The following is a 16,010-nucleotide window of genomic DNA, read 5'->3' on the forward strand; positions in this document are numbered from 1 at the left end:
TCAGTCCCTTGCTTGCCGGATGCCCTCGGCCAGGTCCCGCGTCAATTGCAGCACGGCGGCCACCGGATCGCCGGTCTCCAGATGGGCCACCACCTGACCGACCAGGGCCGAACCGACCACCACCGCATCGGCAACGCGGGCGATTTCGGCCGCCTGCACCGGTGTCTTGATACCAAACCCGACAGCGACCGGCAGATCCGTATATTTTCGAATCCGCGTCACCGCCGCCGCCACGTCCGACGCCGCCGCCGAAGCGGTGCCGGTAATGCCGGTAATGGAAACATAATAAACGAAGCCCGACGCCTTCTCCACCACCTTGGGCAGGCGGGCATCATCCGTCGTCGGCGTGGTCAGGTAAATGAAATTCAACCCCGCCTCCAGGCACGGCAGACAGAACTCCCGTTCTTCCTCCGGCGGCAGATCGACGACGATGAATCCGTCCACGCCGGCCTCCCGGGCATCGACCAGAAACCGTTCCACCCCATAGATATAGATCGGATTGTAGTAGCCCATGAGCACGATGGGCGTGTCCCCATCGGTGTTTCTGAACGAACGGACCATATCCAGCGTGCCGCGCAGGGTCATGCCCGCCGCCAGGGCGCGTTGCGACGAGGCCTGAATGGCCGGACCGTCGGCCATGGGGTCGGAAAACGGCATGCCCAGTTCGATGATATCGGCCCCGGCGGCGGGCAGACCGTCGAGGATGGCCTGCGACCGGGCACGGTCCGGGTCCCCGGCGGTGACGAAGGCGACCAAACCAGCGCGGCCTTCGTTGTGGAGCGCGGCGAAGCGCCGGGCGAGGCGGGTTTCGGGACGATTCTGGCTCATAGGGTCACCCCGTCGATGGCGGCCACCGTGTTCAGGTCCTTGTCGCCGCGACCGCTCATATTGATCACCATCAGATGGTCACGGGGCAGATCGGGGGCCATTTTAAAGGCCTGGGCAAGGGCATGGGCGGATTCCAGGGCCGGAATGATGCCTTCCATGCGCGAGCACTGGCGGAAGGCGTCGAGCGCCTCGGCATCGGCGATCGATACGTACTCCACTCGCCCCACATCATGCAGCCAGGCATGTTCGGGGCCGATGCCCGGATAGTCGAGTCCGGCGGAAATGGAATGGGCTTCTTCGATCTGGCCGTCGTCGTCCATCAGCAGATAAGTCCGATTGCCATGCAGCACTCCGGGTCGTCCGGCGTTGAGGCTGGCCGCGTGCTCTCCGGTCTCGATGCCGCGCCCCGCCGCTTCGACACCGACAATGCGCACTTCGGAATCATCGAGGAACGGATGAAACAGCCCCATGGCATTGGACCCGCCCCCGATGCAGGCGAGCAGCGAATCGGGCAGGCGGCCTTCCAGTTCGAGAATCTGTTGCCGCACCTCGTCTCCGATGACGCACTGGAAGTCCCGGACCATGGCCGGAAAGGGATGCATCCCGGCCACCGTGCCGATCAGATAATAGGTGCTCTCCACGTTGGCCACCCAGTCGCGCATGGCTTCGTTCATGGCATCCTTGAGCGTCCCGGCCCCGGCGGTCACCGGAATGACCTTGGCCCCGAGCATTTTCATGCGAAAGACATTGGGGGCCTGACGCTCGATATCCTTGCAGCCCATGTAGATGGTGCAGGGCAGATCGAACAGGGCGCAGACAGTAGCAGTCGCCACCCCATGCATGCCGGCCCCGGTCTCGGCGATGATGCGGCCTTTGCCCATGCGCCGGGCAAGCAGGATCTGGCCCATGCAGTTGTTGACCTTGTGCGCCCCGGTGTGGTTCAGGTCCTCGCGCTTGAAATAGATTTTCGCGCCGCCCAGATGCTCCGACATGCGCCGGGCATGATAAAGCGGGCTCGGACGTCCCACATAATGTTTCAAATACCCCCCCAACTCGGCCTTGAATTCCGGGTCGGTCTTTGAAAATTCGTACGCCTGTTGCAATTCCTGGATCAACGGCATCAGGGTTTCGGCCACGAACTGGCCGCCGTAGATGCCGAAATGGCCGTCTCCGTCCGGACCGGCGCGATAGCTGTTGAGCTTGGTCATGGGCCTGATTCTCATCTTTCGAAGCCGCGAGTTATAGCCCAGCCGGAGGCGCACAACCAGACCCGAATCTCACAACTCGTAGGCCGCATCGAGAAACCGTCGGATCTTGATCGGGCTCTTGACTCCCGGGGCATCCTCGACGCCCGAGGACACATCGACGAAATCGGCCCCGCTGGTCCGCACCGCCTCGGCCAGATTGTCAGCGGTGAGCCCCCCGGCCAGCATCCAGGGCTTGTTCCAATCGCTGTTGGCCAACAGGTCCCAGTCGAAGGCGCGGGCATTGCCGCCCGGACGGCTGGCCCCCTTGGGCGGTCGGGCGTCGAACAACAGGCGGTCGGCAAACCCTTCGTACATGCGGCCGATGGCCAGATCCTCGATTCCGGAAATGGGGATCGCCTTCATCACCGGCAGCCGGAAGCGCTCCCGAATTTCAGCCACCCGCCAGGCGGTCTCGGAGCCGTGCAATTGCAGAATGTCCAGGCGGACATGTTCGAGAATGCGGTCGATGAACGGATCGTCCGCATCGACCAGCAGCCCGACCCGCAGCACCCCAGCGGGCACCAATTCCACCAGCGGCGCGGCCTTCAGGGGGTCGATGTGGCGCGGCGACGGCGGATAGAACACGAAACCGCACATGGCCGCCCCTCCTTCGACCGCGCAAACCACGGTTTCCGGTGTGGTGAGGCCACAGATTTTGACATCGACCGGCACGGCGTCCCCCAGGGGCTGGATCGAAAAAGCAGACCTCTAGTCGAAACCTCACGGAGGCCCCTGTCAAGTCTCGCCGTCGTCGCAAGTCACGAAGGGTCTGAATCCTGACAGTCCCGCAGCGGGCCGCAGGCCGCCGCCAGCAACGCCGCCACGCCCGTGATGGCAATCACGTGCCAGACCACCCGCAGCAGCCCGGACAACAGGCCAAAGCCATCGAGCCAGCCCAACCCCTGTAACCCCCACAACGGCAGCAGCGTCACCACGGCCGGGCCGCCGAGCATCAGCAGCAGCGCCGCGCTCAGGGAAGTCTGCCCGCCTTTGGTGCGGTGCCAGGACCGATGCAGGGCATCGAACAGGTCCTCGGACTTGTCTATGGCCAGCAGCGCCAGGGCCAGACTGAACCGGGCCAGCAGGACCAACCCGATAAGCCCGCCGAGCCCGACGCCGATCATCAGCAGGGCGGCGGGGAGGCTGTCGGCCAGGGTTTGCCGGGCAACCAGAGCGATCAGCAGCGGGAAGGCCCCGAGAACCCCGACCCCCAGACAGGCGACCAGGAACTCGATGGCGCGCATCCCCTGGCCATAGCCCTGGCCCGACCCGAGCAGGAAAAGGCGCAGGCAGAAGATGAAATAGAACACCAGCAGCGGCACATAGAGCAGGTCGCCGATCACAGGTGCCAGCAGCCCCCGGCTCAACAGCAGCGGCAGCAGACAGAGCAGCACAATCCCCCCGACGCCGACCCGGAGCATCGGCTGCTTGATCTTCGCCCCCTGATCCCGCAGCAGGAAATGCATCTCTGCCAGCAGATCAAACAGCGTCGGACAGGGGGGGCGCGGGTCGGTCAGGGGATGGGTGCCGATCATGAGCGCGCGGCGCGGATTTCGTCGCCGATTCGTCGGGCCGCTGCCGCCGGATCGTCGGCCCCGGTGATCGGTCGTCCGATGACCAGATAATCAGCGCCCAGCCGCACCGCTTCGGCGGGCGTGACGATCCTTTTTTGATCGCCGGTGGCCGCCCATTGGGGACGAATGCCCGGGGTCAGTAACTTGAAATCCGGTCCGCAAGCGGCGCGCAGGGCGGTCACTTCGTGGGCCGAACAAACCACCCCATCCAGGCCGTTGTCCTGGGCCAGCCGGGCCAGCCGTAATACCTGGGTCTGCACCGGATCAGGGATGCCGATGGCCTGCAAATCCGCCTCATCAAGTGAGGTCAATACGGTGACGGCGAGGACCAGCGGGCGCTCCTCCCCGGCCTCGGCAGCGGCCTCGGCGGCGGCCCGCATCATCGCCGCGCCGCCGCTGGCATGCACATTGATCAGTCGCGGCTTCAACGGCAAGGCGGCGCGCAGCGCCCCGGCCACGGTATTGGGAATGTCGTGAAATTTTGTGTCGAGAAACAACGGCATGCCGCAGGCCGCTACTTTCTGCGCCCCCTGCGGACCATGGGCGGTGAGAAATTCCTTGCCCAGCTTGACCCCGCCGACCCTGCCGCGCAGGGATTCGGCCAAAGCCAGCGCCTGGGTCAGGTCGGTGGTATCTATAGCAACAAAAATGCGGTCGTGGGGGGCGTCCGGCATCTCAGGCCGCATCGGAGGCGGGAGCTTCCAGCGCCAGATGATCGCCGGTCCGCCGCCGCAGATCGGCCATCTCTTCGTCCTTGTTGCGCAATGCGCCTTCCAACTCGGCGATTCGATTGCGACAGGTCACCATCTGGCGGCTGGCGTCTTCCAACTGCCAAGCCCGATGGCGCGCCTTGGCGCGGGTGTTCGCGGCCGAGGACCAAGCGACGAAGGTGCCGACCACGAAGCCGACCACTAGACCGCCCAGGGTCAGGTAATACACCGGCACCTCGCCCAGGAACGGCAGCGGGAATAGGTCGATTCGCACGACTCCGGGATTGGAAGCCACGAAAGCGACCGCCAGGGCCGTAACCGCGAGGGTGATGAACCAAGTCAGATATTTCACCGTTAACCGCCTATTGGGTATTCAGCTTCTCACGGAGCTGCTTGCCGGTCTTGAAAAACGGAATGTATTTGGACGGCACCTCGACCGATTCCCCGGTACGCGGGTTGCGTCCGACGCGGGAATCCCGGCGTTTCACGGAAAAGGCGCCGAAGCCGCGCAGTTCGACCCGGTCCCCCCGGGCCAGAGCCGCCGCGATTTCATCGAAAATCGTGGTGACGATACGCTCCACATCCCGTTGAAACAGATGAGGATTTGCCTCCGCCAAACGGGCAATCAATTCAGACTTGGTCATGCTGCACCCTTCCCGCTACCCTCACGCCGCCGCCCCGCCGCCGCGTAGATTCACCAGCTAGGGTGCCAGAGGGCGAGCAGTCCGTCAAGTGAGAGTCGTTGGGTAAGTGGCTCTGAAAGCAGGGCTTTTCCCATATAATCCCCAGCCAGCCTTTCCCAGCCCTTTTTCGGGCGGTCGATTTCGATCTCATGGACTGGCAAATCCTTGTCGATTCCGTGGGTTTCAGCCAGCCAGGCGCGGGCATCGGTCTCATCCCCCAGGGCGTCGATCAGGCGATTCTCCAGCGCCTGACGTCCCGTGTAGATGCGCCCGTCGGCCAGCCGCCTGGCCTCCTCAAGTGTCAATTGACGGCGTTCGCGTACCATATCGACGAACATCTCGTACATATCGAGCACCAGCGCCTGAGTCGCCGCGCGGCCCTCGGGGGTCAGCGGCTCCAGGGGATTGGGCTGAGCCTTCAGCGGGCTGCTCTTGATGGCTTCCGCCTTGACGCCCAGCTTCTCGATCAGGCCGGTCAGGTCGGTGGTTTGCAGAATCACCCCGATGGACCCGGTGATGGTGCCGGAGCGGGCATAGATTCGTTCGGCGGCCAGCGCCGTCATGTAGCCCCCGGAGGCCGCCAACTGACCCATTACCGCCACCACCGGCTTGTCCTTGGCGATGTCCAGCAGCACGCGGTAGAGGGCCTCGCTGCCGACCACGGTGCCGCCGGGGCTGTCGATCTCCACCAGCAACGCCTTGACGTGATCCTTTTTCATCACCTTGCGCAGGGTACGGGTGCGCCAGGGATCATCGAGAATCACCCCCTCGATGCTCAGCCGGGCCACCTGATCCTCGCCGACCTCGTCGAGAGCGCCCCCGTCGGCGATCAGGGCGATCAGCAGCAGTGCCAGCAGCCCCACCGCCAGCAACCGCCAGCGAGTCAGTTGCCGTTTGAGCCGCCGCCGCAGCAACAGTCCATCCTGCTCCAATGTCATCTCACGGACTCCCCATGCAAAACCGGCCATCCCTGAGGGACGGCCGGTGGCAACTTACCCCGTTTTCACGGGTGGATGTCAAAGATCAATCGTCCTGGGCCTGCTTTTCCTTCAAAGCCGCCCCCAGGATATCACCCAGAGAAGCGCCGGAGTCCGTCGAGCCATACTGCTCCACGGCCTGCTTCTCTTCCTGGATCTCGCGGGCCTTGATGGACAGGCTGATCTTGCGGCTCTTGGTGTCGATGTTGGTGACCTTGGCGTCGACCTTCTCGCCCACCGCAAAACGCTCGGGACGCTGTTCGGAACGGTCGCGGCTCAGATCCGACTTGCGGATGAAGCCCAAAGCCCCGTCGCCGACCGACACTTCGATGCCGCCCTCGGTGAGCTGGGTCACCGTGCAGGTCACCACTTCGCCCTTGCGCAGGCCGGTGACACCGGCGGTGAAGGGATCGTCCTCAAGCTGCTTGATGCCGAGGCTGATGCGTTCCTTCTCCACGTCCACATCAAGCACCTTGGCGGTGACCATGTCGCCGCGATTGAAGTCCTCCATGGCCTTCTCGCCGGAGACTTCCCAGGAGATGTCGGACATATGGACCATGCCGTCGATATCGCCGGTGAGGCCGACGAACAGACCGAACTCGGTGATGTTCTTGACCTCGCCCTCGACCGTGCTGCCCACCGGATGGGTCTCCAGGAAGGCATGCCAGGGGTTGTCCATGCACTGCTTGAGGCCGAGGCTGATGCGCCGCTTCTGCGGGTCCACATCGAGCACCATGACTTCCACTTCCTGCGAGGTGGAGACAATCTTGCCCGGATGGATGTTCTTCTTGGTCCAGCTCATCTCGGAGACATGCACCAAGCCCTCGACACCGGCTTCCAATTCGACGAAGGCGCCGTAATCGGTGATGTTGGTGACTCGGCCCATGAAGCGAGCCCCGACCGGGAACTTGGCTTCAACACCATCCCAGGGATCGGCTTCCAACTGCTTCATGCCGAGGCTGATGCGCTGGTTGTCCGGGTTGAAGCGAATGACCTGCACATTGACCGTCTGGCCGATTTGCAGCGCTTCGGAGGGATGGTTGATGCGCTTCCAGGCGATGTCGGTGACATGCAAAAGCCCATCGACGCCGCCCAGGTCGACGAACGCACCGTAATCGGTGATGTTCTTGACCATACCTTCGAGAATCTGACCTTCTTCCAGGTTGGCGACCAGTTCCGAACGGGCCTCGGCGCGGGTCTCTTCGAGCACCGCCCGGCGGGAAACGACGATATTGCCGCGCGCCCGGTCCATCTTGAGGATTTGGAACGGCTGCGGATTGCCCATCAGCGGCGCGATATCGCGCACCGGGCGGATGTCTACCTGGCTGCCCGGCAGGAAGGCCACGGCACCATTCAGATCGACCGTGAAGCCGCCCTTGACGCGGCCAAAAATCACACCATTGACCCGTTCGGTGGCCTCGAAAGCCTTCTCCAACAGGGTCCAGGATTCTTCACGGCGTGCCCGTTCACGGCTCAGGACCACCTGACCGTTGCGGTCTTCGTAGCGTTCTACGAACACGTCGACCTTATCGCCGACGGCCAATTCCAGTTCCTGACCCGGCGCCTTGAACTCGCGCAAGGCGACCCGGCCCTCGGACTTGAGGCCCACATCCAGGGTCAGGGATTCGCTGTCGATGCCGACGATGGTGGCGGTGACCACCCGGCCATCCAGGCGCTCGGAGGCGCCGAAACTTTCTTCCAGAAGGGCGGCGAAATCTTCTCCGCCGAAATCTTCGTTAACTGCCAACTCATTCATATGCGATCATTCCTTTACATCTTGTATACGGGCCAGCCGGTTGTATCCGGCGGTCTTTCACCAAAAGCCAAGGCCCGATCCCGAAGATTCGGGGCGGGCCGTCGGAGAGTTCGGGTCGTCGGGCGGATCAACTTTCCGCCGGGTTCCGTGAATGGACGTAAGCCAATGCCTGGGCGAAGACGGTATCCGCATCCAGATCGGATGTATCGAGCCGCATCGCATCGTCGGCGGGCTTCAAAGGCGCGTCGGCGCGAGAGGAATCCCGCGCATCCCGTTCCTTCATGTCCTCCAGAACGCGCGCAGGTATAGCCTCGATCCCGCGCTCAAGCAACTCCTTTAGGCGGCGTTCGGCGCGCACCTCTACGGCGGCGGTCACAAACAGCTTGGCCAGCGCCCCCGGACAGACCACGGTGCCGATGTCCCGTCCGTCGAGCACCGCCCCGGGTGCCCCGTGCGGCGGCCGGTGGGCAAAGTCGCGCTGGAACTGCAACAGCGCCGCCCGCACCCCAGGCACGGCGGAGACTTTGGAGGCCGCCTGGGCCGCCGCGTCGCTCCGCAAATCCGGGTTGTCCAGATCAATCGGGTCGAGGGCCTCGGCGGCCCGGGTCGCGGCGGCGACATCTTCCGGATCGCCGCCCCCTTGCAGCACCTTCCAGCCGGTCGCCCGATACAACAGACCGGTATCCAGATAGGCATAGCCCAGATGAGCAGCCAAGCGGCGCGCCAGGGTGCCCTTGCCCGCTGCGGCGGGTCCGTCAATGGCAATAATCATGGTGCAATCTCCCGGATCGAAGCCCCCAGTCCGTTCATCAGTGCCACGAAGCCGGGGAAGCTGGTGTCGATGGGCCGTGCGTCGTCGATGGAAATGGGCTGTTCGCTCACCCCGCCGAGCACCAGGAACGACATGGCGATGCGGTGATCCAATTCGGTGGCGATGGTCGCCCCGCCGCGCGGCGGGATACCGGTGCCGTCGATTTTCAGCCAGTCGTCGCCCTCTTCCACTGCCACGCCACAGGCCGCCAGTCCGCGCGCCATCACCGCCAGACGGTCGCTTTCCTTGACCCGCAGTTCGGCCAGACCGCGCAGCATCGTGGTGCCGTGGGCACAGGCGGCGGCAACGGCCAGGATGGGATATTCGTCGATCATCGACGGGGCAATGTCCGCCGGAACATCGACCCCGCGCAGATCGGAGGCATGGATTTCCAGATCCCCCACCCGTTCCCCGGCCTGGGTACGTTCGTTGAGGATGCTGATCTGCGCCCCCATGCCCTTGAGCACGGCGAACAGGCCGGTACGGGTCTCGTTGAGGCCCACATTGGGCAGCCGGATTTCCGAGCCCGGAGTCAGCAGCGCCGCCACCGCCGGAAAGGCCGCCGAGGACGGATCGCCGGGCACCTGGATATTCCGGGCGGTCAATTCCGGCTGTCCCTGAACGGTGATGGCGCGGGCATTGCCTTCCCGTTCCTCCATGGTCAACTGGGCGCCGAAATGGGCCAGCATGATTTCCGTATGGTCGCGGGTCGGCGCCGGTTCAATGACCGTAGTCGCTCCCATCGCATGGAGTCCGGCCAGCAGCACCGCCGATTTGACCTGGGCCGAGGCCATGGGCAATTCATAGTCAATCGGGATCAGATCCGGCGTGCCGGTCACCGACAGCGGCAGCCGTCCGCCCTCGCGGGCCTGGAAGCTGGCTCCCATCTGGCGCAACGGCCCCATCACCCGCTCCATGGGACGTTGGCGCAGTGAGGCATCGCCGGTCAGATGCGCGGTGAACCCATGGGCGGCCAGAATGCCCAGCAACAGCCGGGTGCCGGTGCCGGAATTGCCCATATCAATCACATCGGCCGGTTCACGCAAGCCACCGACGCCGCGCCCATGGACGGTCCAAAGGCCATCTTCATGACGCCGGACCTCGGCCCCCAGCAGACGCAGGGCCTCGGCGGTGCGGATGACATCTTCGCCTTCCAACAGGCCCTCGATGCGGGATTCCCCGACCGCCAGACCAGCAATCATCACCGCCCGGTGAGAAATGGATTTGTCACCGGGAAGCCTTGGAGAGCCTTTGAGTATTCCGCTTTTATCGGCTTGCAGTGGAAGCGCGGGGGTCTCCATCTGGGTCATTTGGTCCTCGTCGATCATGGCGTCGTTCGGGCCGGAGCCTGCGTCCGTCATAAGGGAATTGCAAACCCTTTGTGATATTTGCTTGGCAGGGGATTCATTTTGCTTTTGACACGGCCCGGGGAACATGGCAAACGGCATGCCCGCCCATTTGAACAAGATGGGCCGTTCTCGTCGATGTTGACCAAGCTGAGGAGGGATCAGGTGGCCAAGCCCGAATGGGGAATTAAACGGACCTGTCAGAGTTGTGGAATGAAATTCTACGACATGCGGAAAGATCCTATTATCTGTCCGTCTTGCAACACGCAGTTCGACACCGAGCGGAGCATCAAGGTCAAACGAGCCCCCGCCGCAAAGGCCGTGGCCAAGGCCGCACCCGTGCCCTCGGAGGACCTGGACGATGAGATTGATACCGACGATCTCGCGGTCCTCGACGACGATATGGACGACATCGACGATGTGGAAGATGCCGATGACGACCTGATCGAGGATGTGACCGACCTGGGCGACGACAGCGGCGACATGGCCGAAGTCATTGTCAATATTGACGGTGGCCGGGACGAAAAGGAATAAATTAAGGCCCAGCGGCGAACTGGAAGGGAACGCTTCTTTTTCTCTTGCCATGCTCCGGCAAGCCGCTTATGTTCCCGGGCCTTAGGCGGCAACCGCCGCCCCCAAAACACCCTGTGGGGCCGTAGCTCAGTTGGGAGAGCGCTTGAATGGCATTCAAGAGGTCGTCGGTTCGATTCCGTCCGGCTCCACCAAGTTTCTCAAGGGCTTAGTCGTTTTCGGCTAGGCCCTTTTGCTGTTCAGATCGCCGCTTGCGGGGCGGCCCTCTTGACCCTTGTTTTTAAGAGCCATTTTCGTAAAATTATGGGTGTCTCGGGAGCAGGGGAGAACCTCTTCCTCTGCTTCCAAACAGAAAGGAATGCGATAGAGGAGGGTCAACATGCGAATTCGTCATTTTTCAAAGGCCCTGGTCCTGACGGGCCTGATTGCCGCCGGCTCCTTCGCCGCCCAAGACGCCGCGGCCTGGGGCTGGGGTCCCGGTTGGGGCAACGGCTGGGGACCCGGCTGGGGCGGCAACCGTTGGGGCAATGACGGCTGGGGCGACGGTTGGGGCGATGGCTCCGGCAGCTTCAGTTTCGGCATGAGCGGCAGCAGCCGCGCCAACACCGGCTGGAACGGCTACAACGGCTGGAACGGCTATAACGGTTATGGCCCCTACGGCTGGGGCGGCTATCCCGGCTGGGGTTATCCCGGCTATTGGGGTGCGCCCTCTTGAAATTACCCACAGTTTGTGGGTCTTGATGGATGATGGGCCACATTTAGGCTTGACTCTCAGGAATCGGCCATGATTCGTTGTTGGGCACCTCACAGTATAGGGTGCAAACATGGGATCGTGGGTGGATGACGAAACGGCAAGCTGTGATCTGGGTGATGCGCGGCTGAACCGGCGGATGGGAGCGATGCTGGCTGCCATGGGAGAGCGACCGGGTGGATCGCTGCCCACCGCGTTCCAGGACTGGGCGAATACGAAGGCGGCTTACCGCTTCTTTGCAAATGAGAATGTCAGCGAGGACAAGATCCTGGCGGGACACTTCGCGGCCACCGCGTTGCGGGTACAGGCCATAGACGGACCAATTCTCGTGCTGCAGGACACCACCGAATTCTCGTTCAAACGGAGCAAGCCCGAGAAAGTCGGTTTCACGAAGACCTCCTGCGGCCATAAAACCAAGGAAGGGCGCCATCATCAGCATACGATCTGCGGCATGCTCATGCACGTAAGCCTGGCCGTTACACCCGACGGCCTGCCGCTCGGGCTGGCCGCCGCGCGGTTTTGGTCGCGAGACAAGTTCAAAGGCACGAAGGCTCTGAAACGCAAGATCAATCCCACACGGGTTCCGATCGAACAGAAGGAGAGCATGCGCTGGCTCGACAATCTTCGACTTTCGACCGAGTTGATCGGCGCGCCCGAGCGGTGCATCCATATCGGTGACCGGGAGAGCGATATCTATGAGCTCTTCAGCCTCGCCCGGGAACTCGGCACCCATTTCCTGGTGCGCTCCTGCGTCAACCGGCTTGCCCAAGACGGGGCGACGACGATCGCGCAGGTAATGGAGGGGATCGAGCCCAGCGGTACGCATTTCATCCGCTTCCGGGATGCCACCGGCCAGCCACAGGAAGCCCAGCTGGCTATCAAGTTCTCCACCATGACCGTGTGTCCACCAATTGGGAAACAGAAAAAGTACGAACATCAACGGCTCCAGATCATCCATGCCATCGAGGTCGATCCTCCCATCCACCGGGAACCGCTGCTGTGGAAACTGATCACCAACCTTGCCGTAACCTCCTTCGAGGAGGCCGTCCACAAGCTCGATTGGTACGCTCGGCGCTGGAGTATCGAAACCTTCTTCAAGACCCTCAAGACCGGATGCCGGATCGAAGACATCCGTCTCAGCACTGCCGACCGATTGGCCAATTGCATCGCGCTTGCCAGCGTGACGGCCTGGAGGATCTCCTGGATGACGTGGCTTCGCCGTACCGAACCGGCGAGCACGCCGCGGGCCGTCTTCACAGACACGGAATTGGCGCTCCTGGATCGCACCGCGCCCGCCACTCGCCCCGGCCAAGCGCGTAACCTCGATTTCTATATCGTCGCCGTCGCCCGCCTTGGCGGCTACCTCGCCCGACGACACGACCCTCCGCCTGGAACCACCGTCCTGTGGCGGGGATTCTCCCGCCTCGCCGACCTCGTTATGGGCTTCGAAGCCGCATATGGTAATGGAAAAACACTTGTGGGTAATTGAAAGGTGCGCCCTATGGTTACGCGCCGCCGGCACCGGTGGCACCGGCCGCTCCCAAGGCCGACGACAAATAGACTCCGATTCCTTTTGACGCTCACCAAGAGACGGCGGCCCCCGTGGCCGCCGTTATCCATTAGGGAAGCATCATGCCGCGCAGCGTGTAGAATATGATCGCCGCCATGATCCCGGAAAGCGGCACGGTGATGATCCAGGCTGAAGCGATACGGATCAGGGCCGACCGCTTAACCAGTTCCTGGCGGTACACTTTGTTGAGGTCCTTGCGTTCCCGCTTGGTCATGGCGATATCGGCACGCTTTTTCTTCAACTGCCGAAGCATCTCCCCCTTTTCGTCATGGGTCGCCCCCTTGAACCTGTCCAAGAAGGCTTCCAGTTCCTGATCTTCCTCCTCCAAATGATGATCTCGGATTTCTTGAATCACGCGGGCATAGTTGGCCTTGATCGCCTCGCGCAAGAATCCGACCCCAAACACCGCGCCAATGGCCACATGGGTGGAACTGATGGGCATGCCCAGTTGGCTGGCGATGATGACCGTGATGGCTGCGGCAAGGGCGATACAAAAGGCCCGGGCCTGGTCCAGTTCGGTAATTTCCGAGCCCACCGTGCGGATCAATTTCGGCCCGTACAGGGCAAGGCCCACGGCAATACCGGATGCCCCGACGACCATGACCCATATGGGAATGCTGGCCTTGGTGCTGATTTTACCAGTGAGCAGGGCATCGTAGACTCCGGCCAGCGGCCCGACGGCGTTGGCCACATCATTGGCCCCATGGGCGAAGCTGAGTAGTGCGGCAGCACAAATCAGCGGAATGACGAACAGCTTGTTGACCCCCTCCTTGGTCGCGGGAAGTCCTGCGGATGCTTTGTAGATAATCGGTTTGACAATGAAATAGGCCGCGACCCCGGCGGCGATCCCAATGCCCATGGCGGTTGGAAAATCAATCTTGATAAGGTGTTTGATTCCCTTCAGCACCAGATAGGTCGTAAAGGCCCAGGTCATGACGGCGATCAGCAAGGGAACCACGGATCTCGCGGCGGCGATCAGATCCCGTTGATAGGTAATCTGACGCTTGATGATATAGAGAAACATCGCGGCGATCAGGCCGCCGCAGACCGGAGAAATCACCCAACTGAGGGCAATGGACCCCATTTTTCCCCAATTTGCCACTTCCCATCCCCCGGCGGCGATTCCCGCGCCCAACACACCACCAACGATCGAATGGGTGGTGGATACCGGCATTCCGTTGGCGGTGGCGAGATTCAGCCAAAGCGCCCCGGCCAGCAGGGCGGCCATCATCAGCCAAACGAAAGTCTGGGTATCTGCAATGGCCTGTGGATTGATGATGTCTTTTTTGATCGTGCCAACCACATCACCACCCGCGATCAGCGCCCCGGCGGCCTCGAAGATCGCGGCAATGATGATGGCGCCTGTCAGGGTCAGAGTCTTGGAACCCACAGCCGGCCCAACATTGTTGGCCACGTCGTTGGCCCCGATATTGAGCGCCATGTAAGCCCCGATCATAGCCGCCACCACGAGCAAATAGCTCTGGGGAACTTCGGGGAAAGCCGTGCCGGCGAAAATGACCACAGCAGCCAGAAACAGCAGCGCCATGCCAAGCCGCAACCGCTCCTGCCGCCGCGCAAGAGAAACGCTTTCCAATCGAGCCAGACTTTCGAGCTCCATGTTTTGAATTCCCCCTATCAAAGTATGAATGTTTTTTGTCAGATTATGCTTTTCTGGTCCCCAATTGAAATGATTGTGTCACATTTCTCGCCCCCAAACCGATCAAGGGCACTGAAACTAGGTCCGCCGTCCTAGAGAAAATGACTATAGGGAGATTCCGCCGTCGCCATGGTGGTGTGGCGTCTTGCCTGCGCAGAGGCGAGTCGGCCGGCGAATGCTACTCCGGGCTGAGGCCGAATTCCTTGATTCGGCGCTCCAGACGGGGCCGGGAGACGCCGAGGATGTCGCAGGCCTTACCCTTGTGCCAGCCGGTCTGTTTCAGCACATGGACGATGTGGCGGCGTTCCAGTTCCTTGAGCGACAGGGCCTCCGCCGCACCGGCGGGTCTGTCTTCGCAGGGTCGGGCGGCGCAGCGCAAGTCGTCGGACAGGTGGGTGGCGGTCAGCACATTGCCGCGCTCCATGACCACGGCCTTCATCAGCACATTGTCCAGTTCGCGGATATTGCCCGGCCAGTCATGGGATTTCAGGCAATCCAGGCAATTGGCGGTGACGCTGCGGATGCTGCGCTGCACGTCACGATTGATCCGCCGCATCAGATGCTCGACCAGCAACGGAATATCCTCGCGCCGCTCCCGCAGCGGCGGCAGACCGATGGACACCACGTTCAGCCGGTAGAACAGATCCTCTCGGAACGCCCCGCTCTCCACCTGGCTATTCAGGTCCAGGTTGGTGGCGGCGATGAAGCGGGCCTTACTGGTTTTCACTTGGCTGGAACCGACCGGAGAATATTCCCGCGCTTCCAGCACCCGCAACAGCTTACCCTGCATGGCCGGAGACAATTCGCCAATTTCATCCAGGAACAAGGTACCATCGCCGACCAGTTCCACCTTGCCCACGTGGGTGCTGACGGCCCCGGTAAAGGCGCCGCGCTCGTGACCAAACATCTCGCTTTCGAGCAGGGTTTCCACCAGGGCAGCGCAATTGACCGCCATGAAGGGCCGGTCATGGTTGGGGCTGGCCTTATGGATGGCGCGCGCCACCAATTCCTTGCCGGTGCCCGATTCCCCCTGGATCAGCACCGTCACCGGGCTCTGCGCCACCAGGGCGATTTGTTTGAAAATCTCTTTCATGACATGCGACTGGCCGACGATCATGGTCGGGTCCTCCGGCCCGACACCGATCTGCAAATCCTCGTCCAAACGGCCGGAAACCCGGGACAGCGCCCGTTCGAGGGCCGTATCCATCTCGTTCACGTCGATGGGCTTGGGGATATAATCGGCGGCCCCGCCCTGCATGGCCCGCACGGTGCTCTCCAGGTCATGGAAGGCGGTCATGATGATGACCGGGAGTTCCGGCTGGGTCCCGTGAATTTCCTTGAGCAGGGAAAAGCCGTCGCGACCCGGCATCCGCACATCGGAAACCACCGCATCCACCCCCCCGGCCCGCACATGGGGGAGGGCTTCGTCCGGCGAATGGGCGACCAGCACCCGGTATCCCCGCTGCTCGTAATGCAGTTGCAGGGTACGGCAGATGGCGATGTCGTCGTCGGTAATCAGGATGGTGGGCATGCACAATCTTCGAAGTGGTGGCTCCGTTCGAAGTATCC

16 protein-coding genes and 1 tRNA gene are annotated in these 16,010 nt (G+C 62.4%); 4 read left to right on the top strand and 13 right to left on the bottom strand.

Annotation, left to right across the window (positions count from 1 at the left end; genetic code table 11):
• The 11 genes from trpA to aroA form a co-directional block, all read right to left on the bottom strand.
• Positions 1-828: a tryptophan synthase subunit alpha gene (gene trpA, locus ACYQ1P_RS03040; protein ID WP_460018905.1), complete on the bottom strand. Its 828-nt coding sequence runs from the start codon at positions 826-828 to the stop codon at positions 1-3.
• Entirely contained in the window at positions 825-2,036 is a 1,212-nt protein-coding gene (gene trpB / locus ACYQ1P_RS03045; protein ID WP_460018906.1) for a tryptophan synthase subunit beta, read from the bottom strand. Before trpB ends, trpA begins: the two co-directional genes overlap by 4 nt.
• A gap of 69 nt (positions 2,037-2,105) precedes the next feature.
• On the bottom strand, positions 2,106-2,747 hold the full coding sequence (locus ACYQ1P_RS03050) for a phosphoribosylanthranilate isomerase (RefSeq protein WP_460018907.1): 642 nt from the start codon (positions 2,745-2,747) through the stop codon (positions 2,106-2,108).
• A gap of 86 nt (positions 2,748-2,833) precedes the next feature.
• Positions 2,834-3,610 (bottom strand): hypothetical protein, encoded by a 777-nt coding sequence (locus ACYQ1P_RS03055; RefSeq protein ID WP_460018908.1) that lies wholly within the window; start codon positions 3,608-3,610, stop codon positions 2,834-2,836.
• On the bottom strand, positions 3,607-4,323 hold the full coding sequence (pyrF, locus tag ACYQ1P_RS03060) for an orotidine-5'-phosphate decarboxylase (protein WP_460018909.1): 717 nt from the start codon (positions 4,321-4,323) through the stop codon (positions 3,607-3,609). Before pyrF ends, ACYQ1P_RS03055 begins: the two co-directional genes overlap by 4 nt.
• A 1-nt stretch (position 4,324) precedes the next feature.
• Positions 4,325-4,711 (bottom strand): hypothetical protein, encoded by a 387-nt coding sequence (locus ACYQ1P_RS03065; protein WP_460018910.1) that lies wholly within the window; start codon positions 4,709-4,711, stop codon positions 4,325-4,327.
• A gap of 10 nt (positions 4,712-4,721) precedes the next feature.
• Positions 4,722-5,003, bottom strand: a complete 282-nt coding sequence (gene ihfB, locus ACYQ1P_RS03070; protein WP_460018911.1) for an integration host factor subunit beta — start codon at positions 5,001-5,003, stop codon at positions 4,722-4,724.
• A 50-nt stretch (positions 5,004-5,053) separates the two neighbouring features.
• Positions 5,054-5,980, bottom strand: coding sequence for a signal peptide peptidase SppA (sppA, locus tag ACYQ1P_RS03075; RefSeq protein ID WP_460018912.1), 927 nt, complete (start codon positions 5,978-5,980; stop codon positions 5,054-5,056).
• Positions 5,981-6,065: 85 nt separating this feature from the next.
• On the bottom strand, positions 6,066-7,775 hold the full coding sequence (gene rpsA / locus ACYQ1P_RS03080) for a 30S ribosomal protein S1 (RefSeq protein WP_460018913.1): 1,710 nt from the start codon (positions 7,773-7,775) through the stop codon (positions 6,066-6,068).
• Positions 7,776-7,902: 127 nt separating this feature from the next.
• Positions 7,903-8,547, bottom strand: a complete 645-nt coding sequence (cmk, locus tag ACYQ1P_RS03085; protein ID WP_460018914.1) for a (d)CMP kinase — start codon at positions 8,545-8,547, stop codon at positions 7,903-7,905.
• On the bottom strand, positions 8,544-9,887 hold the full coding sequence (aroA, locus tag ACYQ1P_RS03090; protein WP_460020125.1) for a 3-phosphoshikimate 1-carboxyvinyltransferase: 1,344 nt from the start codon (positions 9,885-9,887) through the stop codon (positions 8,544-8,546). The genes cmk and aroA overlap by 4 nt, the downstream gene beginning before the upstream one ends.
• A gap of 258 nt (positions 9,888-10,145) precedes the next feature.
• Here aroA and ACYQ1P_RS03095 point away from each other — a divergent pair, with 258 nt between their 5' ends.
• The 4 genes from ACYQ1P_RS03095 (at position 10,146) to ACYQ1P_RS03110 (ending at position 12,703) form a co-directional block, all read left to right on the top strand.
• Positions 10,146-10,466, top strand: a complete 321-nt coding sequence (locus ACYQ1P_RS03095) for an FYDLN acid domain-containing protein (RefSeq protein WP_460018915.1) — start codon at positions 10,146-10,148, stop codon at positions 10,464-10,466.
• A gap of 115 nt (positions 10,467-10,581) precedes the next feature.
• A tRNA-Ala gene (locus tag ACYQ1P_RS03100) sits at positions 10,582-10,657 on the top strand.
• A gap of 185 nt (positions 10,658-10,842) precedes the next feature.
• Positions 10,843-11,178: a hypothetical protein gene (locus ACYQ1P_RS03105; RefSeq protein ID WP_460018916.1), complete on the top strand. Its 336-nt coding sequence runs from the start codon at positions 10,843-10,845 to the stop codon at positions 11,176-11,178.
• Between the two features lie 109 nt (positions 11,179-11,287).
• Entirely contained in the window at positions 11,288-12,703 is a 1,416-nt protein-coding gene (locus ACYQ1P_RS03110) for an IS4 family transposase (RefSeq protein WP_460018917.1), read from the top strand.
• A 130-nt stretch (positions 12,704-12,833) separates the two neighbouring features.
• On the opposite strand, the gene ACYQ1P_RS03115 is transcribed toward ACYQ1P_RS03110, so the two are convergent.
• Both ACYQ1P_RS03115 and ACYQ1P_RS03120 read right to left on the bottom strand, forming a co-directional pair.
• Positions 12,834-14,402: an inorganic phosphate transporter gene (locus ACYQ1P_RS03115; protein WP_460018918.1), complete on the bottom strand. Its 1,569-nt coding sequence runs from the start codon at positions 14,400-14,402 to the stop codon at positions 12,834-12,836.
• A gap of 217 nt (positions 14,403-14,619) precedes the next feature.
• Positions 14,620-15,972 (bottom strand): sigma-54-dependent transcriptional regulator, encoded by a 1,353-nt coding sequence (locus ACYQ1P_RS03120; protein WP_460018919.1) that lies wholly within the window; start codon positions 15,970-15,972, stop codon positions 14,620-14,622.
• Between the last annotated feature and the right edge of the window lie 38 nt (positions 15,973-16,010).

This window comes from Magnetospira thiophila (assembly GCF_054657015.1).

Bases quoted from the DNA above. Each gene is read 5' to 3' on its own strand.
- pyrF (WP_460018909.1), bottom strand. From the start codon at position 4,323: ATGCCGGACGCCCCCCACGACCGCATTTTTGTTGCTATAGATACCACC.
- ACYQ1P_RS03095 (WP_460018915.1), top strand. From the start codon at position 10,146: ATGAAATTCTACGACATGCGGAAAGATCCTATTATCTGTCCGTCTTGC.
- ACYQ1P_RS03055 (WP_460018908.1), bottom strand. From the start codon at position 3,610: ATGATCGGCACCCATCCCCTGACCGACCCGCGCCCCCCCTGTCCGACG.
- sppA (WP_460018912.1), bottom strand. From the start codon at position 5,980: ATGACATTGGAGCAGGATGGACTGTTGCTGCGGCGGCGGCTCAAACGG.
- ACYQ1P_RS03110 (WP_460018917.1), top strand. From the start codon at position 11,288: ATGGGATCGTGGGTGGATGACGAAACGGCAAGCTGTGATCTGGGTGAT.
- rpsA (WP_460018913.1), bottom strand. From the start codon at position 7,775: ATGAATGAGTTGGCAGTTAACGAAGATTTCGGCGGAGAAGATTTCGCC.
- cmk (WP_460018914.1), bottom strand. From the start codon at position 8,547: ATGATTATTGCCATTGACGGACCCGCCGCAGCGGGCAAGGGCACCCTG.
- aroA (WP_460020125.1), bottom strand. From the start codon at position 9,887: ATGGAGACCCCCGCGCTTCCACTGCAAGCCGATAAAAGCGGAATACTC.
- ACYQ1P_RS03115 (WP_460018918.1), bottom strand. From the start codon at position 14,402: ATGGAGCTCGAAAGTCTGGCTCGATTGGAAAGCGTTTCTCTTGCGCGG.
- ACYQ1P_RS03105 (WP_460018916.1), top strand. From the start codon at position 10,843: ATGCGAATTCGTCATTTTTCAAAGGCCCTGGTCCTGACGGGCCTGATT.
- trpB (WP_460018906.1), bottom strand. From the start codon at position 2,036: ATGACCAAGCTCAACAGCTATCGCGCCGGTCCGGACGGAGACGGCCAT.
- ACYQ1P_RS03120 (WP_460018919.1), bottom strand. From the start codon at position 15,972: ATGCCCACCATCCTGATTACCGACGACGACATCGCCATCTGCCGTACC.
- trpA (WP_460018905.1), bottom strand. From the start codon at position 828: ATGAGCCAGAATCGTCCCGAAACCCGCCTCGCCCGGCGCTTCGCCGCG.
- ihfB (WP_460018911.1), bottom strand. From the start codon at position 5,003: ATGACCAAGTCTGAATTGATTGCCCGTTTGGCGGAGGCAAATCCTCAT.